7 protein-coding genes, 1 tRNA gene and 1 rRNA gene are annotated in these 17,313 nt (G+C 69.9%); 1 reads left to right on the top strand and 8 read right to left on the bottom strand.

The window, feature by feature from the left end; translation table 11 throughout:
* Positions 1–243 precede the first annotated feature (243 nt).
* From rimO to AB0O01_RS33475, 5 genes are all read right to left on the bottom strand, one after another.
* Positions 244–1,779, bottom strand: a complete 1,536-nt coding sequence (gene rimO, locus AB0O01_RS33495; RefSeq protein WP_365319429.1) for a 30S ribosomal protein S12 methylthiotransferase RimO — start codon at positions 1,777–1,779, stop codon at positions 244–246.
* 263 nt (positions 1,780–2,042) lie between these two features.
* Positions 2,043–2,891, bottom strand: coding sequence for a RodZ domain-containing protein (locus tag AB0O01_RS33490; protein ID WP_365319427.1), 849 nt, complete (start codon positions 2,889–2,891; stop codon positions 2,043–2,045).
* A gap of 507 nt (positions 2,892–3,398) precedes the next feature.
* On the bottom strand, positions 3,399–6,146 hold the full coding sequence (locus AB0O01_RS33485; RefSeq protein WP_365319425.1) for a DNA translocase FtsK: 2,748 nt from the start codon (positions 6,144–6,146) through the stop codon (positions 3,399–3,401).
* Positions 6,147–6,458: 312 nt separating this feature from the next.
* Complete coding sequence (locus AB0O01_RS33480) at positions 6,459–7,142, bottom strand: response regulator (protein ID WP_365319423.1); 684 nt, start codon at positions 7,140–7,142, stop codon at positions 6,459–6,461.
* 508 nt (positions 7,143–7,650) lie between these two features.
* The gene (locus AB0O01_RS33475) at positions 7,651–13,110 is read right to left on the bottom strand and encodes a HAMP domain-containing protein (protein WP_365319421.1); all 5,460 of its coding nucleotides are present in this window, start codon (positions 13,108–13,110) and stop codon (positions 7,651–7,653) included.
* Positions 13,111–13,502: 392 nt separating this feature from the next.
* On the opposite strand from AB0O01_RS33475, the gene AB0O01_RS33470 reads away from it, so the two are divergent.
* Positions 13,503–16,250, top strand: coding sequence for a SpoIIE family protein phosphatase (locus tag AB0O01_RS33470; RefSeq protein ID WP_365319419.1), 2,748 nt, complete (start codon positions 13,503–13,505; stop codon positions 16,248–16,250).
* A gap of 58 nt (positions 16,251–16,308) precedes the next feature.
* On the opposite strand, the gene AB0O01_RS33465 is transcribed toward AB0O01_RS33470, so the two are convergent.
* The 3 genes from AB0O01_RS33465 to rrf form a co-directional block, all read right to left on the bottom strand.
* Positions 16,309–16,381: transfer RNA gene (locus AB0O01_RS33465), tRNA-Thr, on the bottom strand.
* 74 nt (positions 16,382–16,455) lie between these two features.
* Complete coding sequence (locus AB0O01_RS33460) at positions 16,456–17,118, bottom strand: DegT/DnrJ/EryC1/StrS family aminotransferase (RefSeq protein ID WP_365319590.1); 663 nt, start codon at positions 17,116–17,118, stop codon at positions 16,456–16,458.
* A 111-nt stretch (positions 17,119–17,229) separates the two neighbouring features.
* Positions 17,230–17,313: ribosomal RNA gene (gene rrf / locus AB0O01_RS33455) — 5S ribosomal RNA — on the bottom strand; the annotation flags it as partial.

Genomic DNA, 17,313 nt, shown 5'->3' with positions numbered 1-17,313 from the left:
CACCCGAACCACCGGAACCAACCCCTCCGGAAACCCCACCCCCGCCGACTCCCCCAACCCCAGAACCCCCGGCACGCCCACCGCCACCGCCACCCTCAGCCGCACCGCCCCCCTCAGCGGCACCCCCCGCCTCACTCACCTCATGCGCACCATGAACCCCATGAGCCCCGTGCACTCCACGCTCCCCATGCACCCCGTTCACCCCGGCGGAGCCCCCCGCAGCCGACGACGCCGGGACTCCCGTCATCTGCCCGCCTCCTCACGGCCCACGTGCGAGCCCCGCGGCCCGGTCGCCGACGCGAGGACCGTCAGGGGCTCGGCCACCAGGTCGACACCCTCCGTACCGACCACCTTCGCCTCGACCATACGACCGACCGCCAGCCCCTCGCCGCTCGTGAGCAGCACCTGGCCGTCCGTCTCGGGCGCCTGGTGCTCCCCGCGCCCGTACACCCCCTCCTCGGGGCCGACGGACTCGACCAGCACCCGCAGGGTCTCCCCGAGGCGCTCCTCGGCCCGCTGCGAGACAAGCTCCTCGGCCAGCCGGGAGACATGGGCGAGCCGCTCGGCGACGACATCCACGTCCAGCTTGTTCTCGTACGTCGCCGCCTCCGTGCCGTCCTCGTCCGAGTAGCCGAAGACGCCGATGGCGTCGAGCCGCGCGTGCGTGAGGAACCGCTCCAGCTCGGCGAGGTCGGCCTCGCTCTCACCGGGGAAGCCGACGATGAAGTTGGAGCGCACCCCGGCCTGGGGCGCCTTGCCGCGGATGGTGTCGAGCAACTCCAGGAACCGGTCGGTGTCCCCGAAGCGCCGCATCGCGCGCAGCACATCGGGCGCGGAGTGCTGGAAGGACAGATCGAAGTACGGGGCGATCTTGGGCGTGGAGGTGAGTACGTCGATCAGGCCGGGCCGCATCTCGGCCGGCTGGAGGTAGCTGACCCGCACCCGCTCGATGCCGTCGACCCCGGCCAGCTCGGGCAGCAGGGACTCCAGGAGCCGGATGTCGCCGAGGTCCTTGCCGTAGGAGGTGTTGTTCTCGGAGACGAGCATGATCTCCTTGACGCCCTGCTCGGCCAGCCAGCGCGTCTCGTTCAGCACATCGCTGGGGCGGCGGGAGATGAAGGAGCCGCGGAAGGACGGGATGGCGCAGAAGGTACAGCGGCGGTCGCAGCCGGAGGCCAGCTTGACCGAGGCGACCGGTGAGCCGTCGAGTCTGCGGCGCAGGGGCGCGCGGGGGCCGGACGCGGGCGCGAGACCGTCGGGCAGATCGACCGGGGCCTCGCCCTCCGGGGCCAGGGCATCCCCGGCGGACCCATGGCCGGGCAGCGCCACCTCGGCGGCGGACTGCTGCCGCTCGGCGGGGCTGATCGGCAGCAGCTTGCGCCGGTCGCGCGGCGTGTGGGAGGCGTGGACCCCGCCGGAGAGGATGGTCTGCAACCGGTCGGAGATGTCCGCGTAGTCGTCGAACCCGAGCACACCGTCGGCCTCGGGGAGGGCCTCGGCCAGCTCCTTGCCGTACCGCTCGGCCATGCAGCCCACGGCGACCACGGCCTGGGTCCGGCCGTGTCCCTTGAGGTCATTGGCCTCCAGCAGGGCGTCGACCGAGTCCTTCTTGGCGGCGTCGACGAATCCGCAGGTGTTCACCACGGCGACATCGGCGTCCTCGGCGTCCGCGACGAGCTGCCAGCCGTCCGCCTCCAGACGGCCCGCGAGCTCCTCGGAGTCCACCTCGTTTCGGGCGCAGCCAAGCGTGACGAGTGCGACGGTACGGCGTTCAGGCATGGGCTCAAGACTACTTCGTCCCACTGACACCCCACGCCGACGGGGCCAGGGCGATCCTGCCCGGCCCCGGCCCCGCACCACCCTGGCACCGCCCCCGCGGGACACCCGCACAGGAGCCGCACAGCAAACACCGAAAACGGCTCCCTGGACACCCTCATCGCAGGCCCGGAGAAACCGCACCCCTGGAAAACGGCTCCCGCAGTGCGAGGAAGCCCCACAGGAGCCCCGCACCGGAAAACCCCGCCCAGGAACCCCGCAACACCTCACCCCGCCTGCGGATCCCCCTTGGTATACGTCAGCCGCTCCACAGCCCCCGGCTGCCAGTCCTCGTCGATCTTCTTGCCGTTCACATAGAGCTGGATGGCCCCGGCGTCGCCGAGCACCAGGTTGATCTTGGAGCTGTCCTGGAAGGTCTTGGAGTCGCCCTGCTTGAGCAGGCCGTCGAAGAGCAGGCGTCCGCTGTGGTCCTTTGCGGAGATCCAGCTCCGCCCGTCCGTGGCGCTGACCTGGACGGTCACCTTGTCCTGCGGCGCGGCGGCGATGGCGCTCTCGGTCGGATCGGGGGTGGGGGCGGCGGGCTTGCCGGTCCCGGCGGACGGCGAGGTCGACGCCTCGGTCGACGGCGTGGCACCACCGGCGACCTGGTCCTTGGCGCCGCCGTCGGCGTCACCCTTGAACACGGTGAACCCGACGAAGCCGATCACGGCGACGATCGCGGCGACCATGGCCGCCGTCCAGTTCGGCCCCCGGCGCTCGGGGCGGATCCGCTCCGCCTCGAACATCGGGGCCGCCGCGGTCGGGGCGGGCCGCCCGCCGTGATCGGCGTCGTACCGGGCCAGCAGCGGGCTCGGATCGAGGCCCACGGCCTTCGCCAGGGTCCGGATGTGACCGCGGGCGTAGACGTCACCCCCGCAGGGCGCGAAGTTGTCGGCCTCGATCGCGTGCACGATGGCGATCCGGACCCGGGTGGCGGTACTGACCTCGTCGACGGTCAGCCCGGCCGCGATCCGCGCCTGCTGGAGCACACGGCCGATGGAGGGGTGGGCTTCCTCGGATACGTCGGATACGTCGTCGAACGGACGCTCGTCTTCAGGGAAGTTGCCGATGGACACGGGGGCGCCTTTCGAGCGTGTAGCCACCTGTGCTGGAAGTTCAGTCTGAGGGGGTACGAAAGGGTGGGGCAACCGGGCGACACCACTTTGTACGCCATCGGTATGGCCCGTCATACCGATGGTGGGACAGCTCTTTTCCGCTTCCCTCAACTTGACGTACGCCGAAGGGAAACGGTTGCTCAATGATCCCTTACGGGTGAGTCCCGCGGACGCCCAACGGAGCACGACCAGGATCACGATTTGGGCGAGACTCCGCATCGGCTTTCCGCCCGCGCCGCGAACCGGGCCCCAACGACCACCCGTATGCCCCGACCGGGCCACCCGTCCGACGGCACGGAGGCCATCCCGGGGTCCACCCTGACGAGGACAGCGTGCAGCACCCCGGTCCCGGTCCCTCACGCCCCACGGCTACCCCGCCGGCCCCCCGATACCCCACGGACTCCCCCGGACCACCGCGAGGCCCCCAGTACCCCGCCGACTCTCTCCGGATCACCACGCCCCCACCCACTACCCCGCCGCCTCCCCCCGAATCACCGCCAGCACCCCATCCAGCTCATCCGGCTTCACCAGTACATCGCGCGCCTTGGAGCCCTCGCTCGGCCCGACGATGTTCCGGGACTCCATCAGGTCCATCAGCCGCCCGGCCTTCGCGAAGCCCACCCGCAGCTTGCGCTGGAGCATGGAGGTCGACCCGAACTGCGTGGACACCACCAGCTCGGCCGCCTGGCAGAGCAGATCGAGGTCGTCGCCGATGTCCTCGTCGATCTCCTTCTTCTGCTTGCCGCCCACGGTGACGTCGTCCCGGAAGACCGGCGCCATCTGGTCCTTGCAGTGCTGGACGACGGCCGCGACCTCGTCCTCGGTGACAAAGGCGCCCTGCATACGGGTCGGCTTGTTGGCGCCCATGGGCAGGAACAGCCCGTCGCCCTTGCCGATCAGCTTCTCGGCGCCGGGCTGGTCGAGGATGACCCGCGAGTCGGCGAGCGAGGAGGTGGCGAAGGCGAGCCGGGAGGGCACGTTCGCCTTGATCAGCCCGGTGACGACGTCCACGGACGGCCGCTGGGTGGCCAGCACCAGATGGATACCGGCCGCCCGCGCGAGCTGGGTGATCCGCACGATCGCGTCCTCGACGTCCCGCGGCGCCACCATCATCAGATCGGCCAGCTCGTCGACGATCACCAGCAGATACGGATACGGCTGGAGATCGCGCTCACTGCCCTCGGGCAGCTTCACCTTGCCGTTGCGAACGGCTTCGTTGAAGTCGTCGATGTGCCGGTAGCCGTACGCGGCCAGATCGTCGTAGCGCAGATCCATCTCCCGGACGACCCACTGGAGGGCCTCGGCGGCGCGCTTCGGGTTGGTGATGATCGGCGTGATCAGGTGCGGGATGCCCTCGTAGGCGGTCAGCTCGACCCGCTTGGGGTCGACCAGGACCATCCGGACGTCGTCGGGGGTGGCCCGCATCATGATCGAGGTGATCAGACAGTTGATGCAGGACGACTTGCCGGAGCCGGTGGCGCCGGCGACCAGCATGTGGGGCATCTTCGCCAGCGAGTGCATGACATAGCCGCCCTCGACGTCCTTGCCGAAGGCGACCAGCATCGGATCGTCGTCCTCCGCCGACTCCGCGAGCCGCAGCACATCCCCGAGGTTGACCATCTCCCGGTCGGTGTTCGGGATCTCGATGCCGACGGCCGACTTCCCCGGGATCGGGCTGATGATCCGCACATCCGGGCTGGCGACCGCATAGGCGATGTTCTTGGTCAGTGCGGTGATCCGCTCGACCTTGACGGCGGGCCCCAGCTCCACCTCGTAGCGGGTGACCGTCGGCCCCCGGGTGAAGCCGGTGACGGCGGCGTCGACCTTGAACTCGGTGAAGACGGTGGTCAGCGAGGCGACGATCGCGTCATTGGCCGCGCTGCGCGCCTTGCCTGGCCCGCCCCGCTCCAGGAGGTCCAGGGGCGGCAGGGAGTAGGTGATGTCGCCGGAGAGCTGGAGCTGCTCCGCACGGGCCGGCAGATCGCGCAGTTCGTCCGGCGGCGCCTTGGTGAGGTCGGGGACCGCCCCTGTGAGCTTCTCCTGCCGGGGCCGCGCCCCGGGCACCGGCGACGGCGAGGGGAGCGGGGTGGGGGTGGTGTCCTCCCGGTCGCCCACCCGCACGCCCTGGGTGAGGTCGGCGACGAGCGGCGAGGGCGGCATGCCATGCAGTACGGCCCCGTCCAGATCGGCCGCGGCGGCTGCCGCGAAGTCCACGGCGTCCATCTGCCGGTCCGTGCCGGGCTGCGGCACCGCCGACCGCCTCGGACGCCCGCGGCGCCGCGAGAGGGCCTCTTCCTCGGCCTCCTCGGGGTCGTACGGTCCGTCGGCCGCCCCGCCGCGTTTGCGGCTTCGCGCGGGCAGCGACTCCCGCCACTGGTCGTCGTAGCGCTCGTCGTCCTCGCTGCGCCCGCCCGCCTCTGGGTCCTGGGCGAGGCCGAGGCGGACACCGAGCTGCCGCAGCCGCTGCGGGATCGCGTTCACCGGCGTGGCGGTGACCACCAGCAGCCCGAACACGGTGAGCAGCACCAGCAGCGGCACGGCCAGCACATCGGTCATCGTGTACGACAGCGGTGTGGCCGCGCCCCATCCGATGAGCCCGCCGGCGTCCCTTATGGCCTGCATGCCCTCGGTGCGCGCGGGCGAGCCGCAGGCGATGTGCACCTGGCCGAGCACGCCGATCACCAACGCGGACAGCCCGATGACGATCCGTCCGTTGGCGTCGGGCTGCTCCGGATGCCGGATGAACCGGAACGCGACGACGGCCAGCAGGATCGGCACCAGCAGATCGAGCCGCCCGAAGGCACCCGTCACCAGCATCTCGACGAGGTCGCCGACCGGGCCGCGCAGATTGGACCAGGTACCGGCGGCGACGATCAGGGCGAGCGCCAGCAGGAGCAGCGCGACCCCGTCCTTGCGGTGGGCCGGGTCCAGGTTCTTGGCCCCCTGCCCTATCCCGCGGAACACCGCGCCCACGGCGTGCGCCAGCCCCAGCCAGAGGGCGCGCACGAGCCGGTACACGCCGCCGGTCGGACTGGGCGCCGGTTTGGGCGGGGGCGCGGCCTTCTTGACGGCCCGCTTGACGGGGGCCTTCCCGGCGGGCTTCTTGGCGGGCGCCTTCTTCGCCGGAGCCGGAGCCTTCTTGGCAGCGCCCTTCCTCGCCGGAGCCGCCGCCTTCTTGGCGGGCTGCTTCTTGGCTGCGGAGGGACGTGAGGCCATAGGTGCGAGAGTACCGCCGCACCGGGGTGTCGACCCGCGTGCCGGTGCCTTCACCCATTCGTGTCGCCCCGGGGGCTCCGGAACTGACGGGATGTGAGGGGGGTATGAGGAGCTGTGAGGGCACCCACAGGGAGGGGACACAGCGGGCCCTTGGGGGGCGCATACGCCATACGCGCCGCCCCCGGGACCGCCGAGGAGGAACCCGGTCCGCCCCCACGCCCCCGCAGACCCGGCCCGCTACCGGAGCGGAAACCCCGTCACCGGGACGAAGAAGCCGTCACTCGCACTTCACTCGGCCGAAGGGACAGACCATCACTGCGGCAGAGAGACCGCCGCCGCCCCACCCGCCCCCGGCTCCAGCGCGTCCAACGCCCGCCGCAGACCCGTCAGCTTGCGCTCCAGGTGCGCCGCCGTGGCCACGGCCGCCGCGTCCGCGGACTCGTCGTCCAACTGCTTGGACAGCGCCTCGGCCTGCTCCTCGACCGCGGCCAGCCGCGCGGACAGCTCGGCGAGCAGCCCGGCCGGTTCCTTCCCGGCCCCGGTCCCGCTCTTGCCGCCGCCACCCTCCAACTGGAGCCGCAGCAGCGCCGCCTGCTCTCTGAGCTGGCAGTTCTTCATGTACAGCTCGACGAACACCGAGACCTTCGCCCGCAGCACCCACGGGTCGAACGGCTTGGAGATGTAGTCGACCGCGCCCGCCGCGTACCCGCGGAACGTGTGGTGCGGTCCGTGATTGATCGCGGTGAGGAAGATGATCGGGATGTCCCGGGTCCGCTCACGCCGCTTGATGTGCGCGGCGGTCTCGAAACCGTCCATCCCCGGCATCTGGACGTCCAGCAGAATGACCGCGAAATCGTCCGTGAGCAGCGCTTTGAGCGCTTCCTCCCCGGACGATGCCCGGACCAGCGTCTGATCGAGCGCCGAGAGGATCGCCTCCAGCGCCAGCAGATTCTCCGGCCGGTCATCGACCAGGAGGATCTTGGCCTTCTGCACCATGGCCCGCCCTCCTCGCCCCGGCATGGGGCCTCCCCTGTCCGAAGGACTTGGGGAAGCGCCGTCTCGGGCCACCCCCGGGGACGACTCCGTCTCGCCGCCCGTCCTCGTGCCGGTCATCGTAGCCGCACCCCGCCCGTCGCCACACCCTGTCACCGTGATGTCACTGTGCACATAGCAGAAACGCTACGGGAGACCAGAAGGTTCCCCGAATCGCGTACGTCCACACGGCGACGCGCACACTGTGTCAGCAACTCCGCGTGAATACGCGCCGCTCCAGCTCCCGCCACTACCGGCACCTACGCGCGCGAGCACCTGACAGAACCGGGGCTTCACCCACGTCGAGCTGATGCCGCGCACCCACGCACGCGGGCACCCGACGCCTGAGGCCCACCGAGGACCACCGCGCCCCGCCCAGACCCGCGGAGCCCGGCCAAAATCGCTCAGGTCGCTCAGGTCACTCGGGCCGCCCAGGACACGCGAGGCACCCCGTCCACCCCGTCCGCCCCATTCACTCCACCCGCATCCACTGCCGCATCACCGCCAGCAGATGATCCGGATCCACCGGCTTGGTCACATAGTCCGACGCGCCGGACTCGATGGCCTTCTCCCGGTCGCCCTTCATCGCCTTCGCGGTCAGCGCGATGATCGGCAGCCCGGCGAACTGCGGCATCCGCCGGATCGCGGAGGTGGTCGCGTACCCGTCCATCTCCGGCATCATGATGTCCATCAGAACGACCGCGACATCGTCGTGCTGCTCCAGCACCTCGATGCCCTCGCGCCCGTTCTCGGCGTACAGCACCGACAGCCCGTGCTGCTCCAGGACGCTGGTGAGGGCGAAGACATTGCGGATGTCGTCGTCGACGATGAGCACCTTCTCGCCGCCGAACCGCGGCCCCGCGGCCGGTTCGTGGTCCACCTCGGACCGCTCCGGCGCCCAGCTCTCCGGCCGCTGCACCGAGGGCCGCGAGAACGCCTCCGAACCCCGGCGTCGACGCCGGAACAGCGCCGCCGCCCCGCTCTGCGTCTCCTGGTACGACTTCACCTCCGCCGGCGTCTCGATCTGGGGCACCGCCAGGCGCGCCTCGATCGCCAGCGGCTCGGACCCCTGAGGGGCCGTCTGGAAGCCCTGCGCGGGCAGTTCACCGGGGTGCAGCGGCAGATACAGCGTGAAGGTCGAGCCGCGGCCGGGCTCGCTCTGCGCGTGGATCTCCCCGCCGAGAAGCTGGGCGATCTCCCGCGAGATGGACAGCCCGAGCCCCGTACCGCCGTACTTGCGGCTGGTCGTGCCGTCGGCCTGCTTGAACGCCTCGAAGATGACCCGCATCTTGCTGGCGGCGATACCGATCCCGGTGTCCGTCACCGAGAACGCGATCAGCGCGGCCCCCGGGTCGGTCACCGAACCGGCCTCCAGGAGCTGCTCCCGGATGGACTGCGGTACATCCGCCCCGGCCGGCCGGATCACCAGCTCCACCGACCCGGAGTCGGTGAACTTCACCGCGTTGGACAGCAGATTGCGCAGCACCTGGAGGAGCCGCTGCTCGTCGGTGTGCAGGGTGGCCGGCAGCTCCGGCGACACCCGCACCGAGAGGTCCAGGCCCTTCTCCGCGGTGAGCGGCCGGAAGGTGGCCTCGACGTAGTCCACGAGCTGGACGAGCGCGATCCGGGTCGGCGAGACATCCATCTTGCCCGCCTCGACCTTGGACAGGTCCAGGATGTCGTTGATCAGTTGGAGCAGATCGGAACCGGCGCCATGGATCGTCTCGGCGAACTCGACCTGCTTGGGCGTCAGATTCCCGTCGGCGTTGTCGGCGAGCAGCTTGGCCAGGATCAGCAGCGAGTTCAGCGGCGTACGCAGCTCATGGGACATGTTGGCGAGGAACTCGCTCTTGTAGCGCATCGAGACGGCGAGTTGCTCGGCGCGCTCCTCCAGGACCTGGCGGGCCTCCTCGATCTCGGTGTTCTTCACCTCGATGTCCCGGTTCTGGCGGGCGAGCAGCTCGGCCTTCTCCTCCAGTTCGGCGTTGGACACCTGGAGGGCCTTCTGCCGGTTCTCCAACTCCTCCGACCGGTCCCGCAACTGCTCGGTCAGCTCCTGGGACTGCTTCAGCAGCACCTCGGTCTTGGTGTTGACGGAGATGGTGTTGACGCTGGTCGCGATCATCTCTGCGATCTGGTTGAGGAAGTCCTTCTGGATGTGCGTGAACGGGGTGAAGGAGGCCAGCTCGATCACCCCGAGCACCTTGCCCTCGAACAGCACCGGCAACACGATGACCTGCGCGGGCGGCGCCTCACCGAGCCCGGAGGAGATCTTCAGATAGCCGCTGGGCGCGTTCTCCACCAGGATCGTCCGCTTCTCGTTGGCGGCGGTCCCGACCAGCGCCTCCCCGGGCCGGAACGAGGTCGGCATCGACCCCATCGAGTACCCGTACGAGCCCAGCATCCGCAGTTCGTAGTCGTCGTCCGAACCGGCCGCCACGTCCTTGCCGTCCAGCAGCGGCATGGCGAGGAAGAACGCCCCGTGGTGCGCGGCGACCACCGGGGTCAGCTCGCTCATGATCAGCGAGGCCACGTCCTCCAGGTCCCGGCGGCCCTGCATCAGAGCGGAGATCCGGGCGAGGTTGCCCTTGAGCCAGTCCTGCTCCTTGTTGGCGATGGTGGTGTCGCGGAGGTTGGCGATCATCTTGTTGATGTAGTCCTGGAGATCCTGGATCTCACCGGAGGCATCCACGTCGATCTTGAGGTTGAGGTCGCCCCGGGTCACCGCGGTCGCCACCCGCGCGATGGCCCGCACCTGCCGGGTAAGGTTTCCTGCCATTTCGTTCACGGACTCGGTGAGGTCCCGCCAGGTACCGTCAACATCCCTTACCCGGGCCTGACCGCCGAGCTGTCCTTCCGTGCCCACCTCGCGGGCCACGCGCGTGACCTCTTCCGCGAACGACGAGAGCTGGTCGACCATGGTGTTGATGGTCGTCTTGAGTTCGAGGATCTCGCCGCGGGCGTCGATATCGATCTTCTTGGTCAGATCGCCCTTGGCGATGGCGGTCGTCACCATGGCGATGTTGCGGACCTGACCGGTCAGGTTGGACGCCATCTGGTTCACCGACTCGGTGAGGTCCTTCCAGGTGCCCGCCACGCCCGGGACATGCGCCTGACCGCCCAGGATGCCGTCCGTGCCCACTTCACGGGCCACCTTGGTGACCTGTTCGGCGAACGAACTCAGCGTCTTGACCATGGTGTTGAAGGTGTCGGCGAGCTGGGCGACCTCGCCCCGCGCCTCGATGGTCACCGTCCGGGTCAGATCGCCGTTGGCGACCGCCGCCGCGACCTGCGAGATGTTGCGCACCTGCATGGTCAGGTTCTTGGCCATCAGATTGACGTTGTCGCTGAGGTCCTTCCAGATGCCGACGACACCGGGGACATGCGCCTGGCCGCCGAGGATGCCCTCGGTGCCGACCTCGCGGGCCACCTTGGTGACCTGCTCCGCGAAGGACGAGAGTTGATCGACCATCGTGTTGACGGTCGTGACGAGTTCGAGGATCTCGCCCTTGGCGTCGACGGTGATCTTCTTGGACAGGTCGCCCTTGGCGACCGCGGTGGTGACATCGGCAATGGACCGCACCTGCACGGTGAGGTTGTTCGCCATGAAGTTCACCGACTGGGTGAGGTCCTTCCAGGTCCCGGAGACGCCCTGCACCTCCGCCTGACCGCCCAGCTTGCCCTCGGTGCCGACCTCCCGGGCGACCCGGGTGACCTCCTCGGCGAACGACGAGAGCTGGTCCACCATCGTATTGAGGGTGTTCTTCAGCTCCAGGATCTCGCCCCGCGCGTCGACCGTGATCTTCTGCGAGAGGTCACCGCGGGCGACCGCCGTGGCGACCTGGGCGATCTGCCGCACCTGGGCAGTAAGGTTTCCTGCCATTCCATTCACGGAGTCCGTGAGGTCCCGCCACACCCCCGCGACACCGGGGACCTGCGCCTGGCCGCCGAGCCGCCCCTCCGTACCCACGTCGCGCGCCACCCGCGTCACCTGGTCGGCGAAGCCGGAGAGCTGGTCGACCATCGTATTGACGGTGTTCTTCAGCTCCAGGATCTCCCCGCGCGCGTCCACGGTGATCTTCTGCGACAGATCACCCCGCGCCACCGCGGTCGTGACCTGCGCGATCTGCCGCACCTGGGCGGTCAGATTGCCGGTGATGGAGTTGACCGAGTCGGTGAGTTCCTTCCAGGTCCCGGAGACCCCCGGCACCTGCGCCTGACCGCCGAGACGGCCCTCCGTACCCACCTCCCGGGCCATCCGCACGACCTGCTCGGCGAACGACGAGAGCTGATCCACCATGGTGTTCACGGTGTTCTTGAGCTGGAGCATCTCGCCGGAGACGTCGACGGTGACCTTCTGCGACAGATCACCGTTGGCGACCGCCGTCGTGACCTGGGCGATGTTGCGGACCTGCCCGGTCAGATTGCGGAAGGCGGTGTTGACCGAGTCGGTGAGGTCCTTCCAGGTACCGGCCGCCCCCATCACCTGTGCCTGACCGCCCAGTTCGCCCTCGACGCCGATCTCCCGGGCGACCCGGGTGACCTCGGAGGAGAACGCGGAGAGCTGGTCCACCATCGTGTTCACGGTGTTCTTCAGCTCAAGCATCTCGCCGGCCACGTTCACGGTGACCTTCTGCGTCAGATCACCGCTGGCCACGGCGGTCGTGACGGCCGCGATGTCCCGCACCTGGGTGGTCAGGTTCCGGAAGACCGTGTTGACCGAGTCCGTCAGGTCCTTCCAGGTACCGGCCGCGCCGGGCACGTTCGCCTGCCCGCCGAGCCGCCCCTCACCGCCGGTCTCATTGGCCACCCGGGTGACCTCGTCGGCGAAGATCCGCAGGGTCTCGGTCATCTGGTTGATCGTCTCTGCAAGCTGCGCGACCTCGCCGCGCGCCTGCACGGTCACCTTCTGCGACAGATCGCCGTTGGCGACCGCCGTGGTGACCTGTGAGATTCCCCGCACCTGGGCGGTCAGATTGCCCGCCATGGTGTTCACCGAGTCGGTGAGTTCCTTCCACACCCCCGCCACACCGGGCACCCGGGCCTGCCCGCCCAGCTCGCCCTCGGTGCCGACCTCGCGCGCCACCCGGGTCACCTCGGACGAGAACGCCGAGAGCTGGTCGACCATCGTGTTGACGGTGACCTTCAGCTCCAGCATCTCGCCGGCCACGTCGACCGTGACCTTGCGCGACAAGTCACCCTTGGCGACCGCCGTGGTCACCAGCGCGATGTCCCGCACCTGCGCGGTCAGCCGGTTCGCCATGGTGTTGACGGATTCCGTCAGGTCCTTCCACGAACCCGACATCCCGCGCACCCGCGCCTCACCGCCGAGCTTGCCCTGGGTGCCGACCTCGCTGGCGACCCGCGTGACCTCGTCGGTGAACGTCGACAACTGATCGACAAGGTTGTTTACAGTCCGCCCGACCTTCAGGAACTCACCCCGCAGCGGATTCCCCGGCCCCTCCGCCGTCTGCTGCCGCAGCTCCATCCGCGGCGACAGATCCCCCTCGGCCACCGCCGACAGCACCCGGCCGACCTCGGAGACCGGCCGCACCAGATCGTCGACCAGGGCGTTCGAGGCATCGATCGCGGCGCCCCAGGAGCCCTCCAGGGCCCCCGCCTCCAGCCGCTCCGTCAGCTTGCCGTCCCGCCCGACCACCCGGCGTACCCGGGACAGTTCACCGGTGAGATGGAGATTGCGCTCCGCGACCTCGTTGTAGACGGCGGCGATCTCCGCCATCACCCCGTCGCCGGACACCGTGAGCCGCTTGCGGAAGTTCCCGTCCCGCATGGCCACCAGCGCGGTCAGCAGCCGGTCCAGGGCGGCCGTGTCCACCGTGGTGGTGCCGCCGCGTGGTGGACGCCGCTTCTCCGGGGCACGTCCGCCCTTCGCGCGCGTCCCAGTGCCCCGCGTCGCTGCGCCAGACTCCACTGTGTCCCTCCCGCAGGGGTCGACCATTTCTGCCGTGCTCAGGTGGTTCCGTTCCCGCACTCCGGTGTACCGGGCCGCCTTCCCCCGATGCCACCACGCTCCGGGCGGCCCACGGACCGCACTGGGGCTGCTGCCCACCTCGCACGCGTCACACTCGGCCCGCCCGGACCTTCATCGGAAGCCTGCCCAGTGTTTCACCCCGGCAGAACCAGGCCATAACAGTTCGGCAGCTTCGCACACCGTCCGCACCCTCCGGACGGAAACACCGGTGACCGGCATCCGCATGGACGGGGAAGGTAAGTAACCTTGCATGCGGCTGTCCAGCCATGCCGGTCCGACCGGCCTGGGCGGTGGTACGAGAACGAGCGGGCATCGGAGGGGCGGCCGTCACCATGACCACCGGACTGATCCCCGGGGGGCACCCCCCGGACCCCCGGCCGACGGGTGGTCTGCCGTCGCAGTCGCGGCGGGAGCCGGCCGGCCGGCAAGCCCTGCCCATGGACGACCGGTCGAGGAGTTCCGTGATCACCGCGCGTGCGACCGCCAGCTTCGAGCCCCTCGGGCGCTCGGTCGCCTCCGCCCGCTCCTTCGTCCGCGACACCCTCCAGGGCTGGGGCTTCGCCGACATCGTCGACGACGCGGTGGTCCTCACCAGCGAACTGGTCACCAACGCGGTGGTCCACGCGGGCACCGCCGCTGACGTCCTGTGCCTGCGCAGCGAGGACGGCGTGCGCGTCGAGGTCGCCGACCGCTACCCCGAGCGCGAGATCCCGCTCCAGGGCTCCGCGGGTGCCATGGGCAACCTCGACCGCGAGGGCGGGCGCGGCCTCCAGCTCTGCGCCGCCCTGGCCGGCCGCTGGGGCGTCGACTACACCCCCACCCACAAGCAGGTCTGGTTCCAGCTCGACCTCCCCGAGCGGGCCGTCGGCACCCGCGCCGCCGGGCCCTGCCTCCCCACCGACCTGCTCCCGCTCGCCGACGGCCGGGTCCGCGTCGCCGTCATCCAGATCGACCGCAGCGGCTCGGTCTCCGCCTGGAACGAGGACGCCGAGGATCTCTTCGGCTACCCCTCCGAACAGGTGACCGGAAAGCCTCTTACCGATTTCGCCGCCTGGCCCCACACCCCCGGCACCAGCACCGGCATCGCCGAAGCCCTCCAGCTCTCCCGCTGGGAAGGCAGCTACGGCATCCGCGACGCGGCCGGCCGCGTCGTCCCGGTCTACGCCTCCCACCTCCGCGTCCGCGACACCGACGGCGACCCCTCCACCGTCTGCCTGCTGGTCCGCGACGACGAGCGCGCGGTCCTCCAGACCCCGGTCCGCGTCTCCGCCCCCGACACCGCCAAGAGCGCCGAGGGCCAGAGCAGCGACCCCTTCGAGGTCTTCATCGGCTCCCCGGCCCCCGACGATCTCGACGGCCTCCTCCAGCGCACGGTCGAACGCGCCCGCGACATGCTCGACGCCGACTCCGCCTTCCTCCTCCTCGCCACCGACGACGAGACGGAACTCGAAGTCCGCGCCTCCACCGGCCTGCCCTCCGCCCGCCAGCGCTTCGCCCGCGTCCCCGTCGAAGCCGGCCCCGGCCGCTACGGCTCCGCCCGCATGCCCGCCGTCCACGACGATCTCTCCTCCGTCCCCGGCGCCGTCCCGCTCCTCAACGGCACCGGCATGCGCTCGGTCGTCACCGTTCCGCTCAAGGTCGAGGGCCGCCTCACCGGCTCCCTCGGCGTCGCCGCCGAAGCCCCGGGCCGCTACTCCAACGAAGAGGCCCTGCGCCTCCAGTTCGCCGCCGACCGCATCGCCCTGGCCGTCGAATCCGCCCGCCTCGGCGAGCTGGAGCGGCTGCGCAGAGGCTCCCTCAGCTTCCTCGTCGAAGCCTCCGACCTGCTCGCCGGAACCCTGGACCGCGACCAGACCCTCGCCCTCATGGCCCAGATGACCGTCCCCACCCTGGCCACCTGGTGCGCCGTCTACACCCTCGCCGACCAGGCATCCGAGCCCTATCTCTCCTACGTCCTGCACGAGGACGAGGAACTCATCGACGGCATCAAATCGTTGCTCTCCAAGATCCCCCCGCCCGACCCGGTCCCCACCCCCGGCGCCCATGTCTGGACGGCCCCCGCCGAGGCCGCCCACCAGGCCGCCCTGCGCACCTCCATGCGCAGCCTCGGCCTGAGCGAACCCGCCTCCATCAGCGCCGGTATCAACACCACCCTCGCCACCGCCTCCGCCGTCGGCGGCGAAACGGTGGTCCTCCCCCTCGTCGCCCGCAACCGCGTCATCGGCATGCTCACTCTCGGCAAGCCCACCGACGAACACTTCCGCCAGGAGATCCTGGAACTCGGCGAGGACCTCTCCCGCCGCGCCGCCCTCGCCCTGGACAACGCCCGCCTCTACTCCGAGCGCACCGCCATCAGCCAGTCCCTCCAGCGCAGCCTCCTGCCACCCGGCCTCCCCCAGATCGCCGGCGTCGAGGTCGACGTCATCTACCGAGCAGCCGGAGAAGGCAACGAAGTGGGAGGCGACTTCTACGACGTCTTCCCCATCGGCGAGAACACCTACGGCTTCGCCATCGGAGACGTCTGCGGTACGGGCCCCAACGCGGCGGCCGTCACCGGCCTCGCCCGACACGCCCTGCGCCTCCTCGCCCGCGAGGGCCTCAGCGGCCCCGCCGTCCTCCAGCGCCTCAACTCCGCCATCCTCGACGAGGGCGCCCGCAGCCGCTTCCTGACCCTCCTCTACGGCGAGCTGCGCCCCCGCGAGGACGGCAGCGCCGAACTGAAGGTGGTCTGCGCCGGCCACCCGCTCCCCCTCCGCCTGCGCCAGAACGGCACGGTCGAACCGGCCGCCGAACCCCAGCCGCTCCTCGGCGTCCTGGAGGACCTGGAACTGTACGAGCAGACGATCACCCTCGACCCGGGCGATGTCCTCCTCTGCGTCACGGACGGCGTCACCGAACGCCGCGAGGGCACCCGCATGCTGGGCGACGACGGACTCACCGAGGTCCTCACCACCTGCACGGGCCTCACGGCCGGCGCGGTGGCCGCCCGCGTCATGCGCGCGGTGGAACGCTTCGCCTCGGACGCTCCTTCGGACGACATGGCCATCCTGACGCTGCGCGTCCCCGGCCTGCCCACCTGACCACACCCACAACGAAAGAAGCCCCCGCCCAACTGGGCGGAGGCTTCTTTCCGTTCAGAGCCCCCAAACGGAATCGAACCGTTGACCTTCTCCTTACCATGGAGACGCTCTGCCGACTGAGCTATAGGGGCCTGTTGCTTGGTGAGGTTTGCTCGCAGCAACGGAATAGATCATACCCCGAGCTGACCTGTGCTCCCAACCACGATCAGAAAGCGGGCTGAAGCAGTCCGCCGAGTGCATTGCAGGCCGTCACGACCCGTTGCATGTCCCGCTTGGTCAATCCGGCATCCACGGGCAGCGCCAACGTCTCATCCGCGGCCCGCTCCGTCTCCGGCAGCGAAACACACCGCCGGAATTCCGGCATCCGATGCACCGGGGTCTTCACCGGCACCCGGCAGTCAACTCCCCTGGCCCGCAAAGCCCGTGCGAAAGCATCCCGGTCGGGCCGCCCATTCCCGAGCACCCGCACCACATACTGCTGATACGTATGCCCCACCCCGCCCTCGGGCGGGCACACCCCCCGCAACTTCGCATCGAGATACCCCGCCCGCTGCCGCCGCTGAGCCACCTCGTCGTACGGCGCCCCGGACTCCCCCGCCTCCAGCACCAGCAGCCCATGCCGCTGCCCAACGCCACGCATCCCCCCGAGATCCGCCGGCCGCCCGAACCGATGCACCACAACCACCGCCGCAGTCCGCACACTCACAGCCGCCTCGACCGCCACCGTATCCAGGCAGTACGTCATCGGATCGATGTCGGCGAACACCGGCGCCGCCCCCACCAGGGCCACAGCCTCGGTGACCTCGACGTTCCCGAACGCAGGCACGATGACCTCATCACCGACGCCGACCCCAGCGGCCCTGAGCAGTGCAGCAGTACCCATGCTTCGGATGCTGATTGCGCAACGTGAACTGCAAGTGACACCCAACGAAAAAAGGCTGGACCCCAAACCGAAGTTCGGGGTCCAGCCTCAAAATTTGTTCGGCGGCGTCCTACTCTCCCACCGGGTCCCCCCAGCAGTACCATCGGCGCTGTAAGGCTTAGCTTCCGGGTTCGGAATGTA

The organism is Streptomyces sp. NPDC093252 (assembly GCF_040683675.1).
Taxonomy (GTDB): Bacteria; Actinomycetota; Actinomycetes; order Streptomycetales; family Streptomycetaceae; genus Streptomyces.
This window is presented reverse-complemented; position numbering and strand designations above follow the sequence as displayed.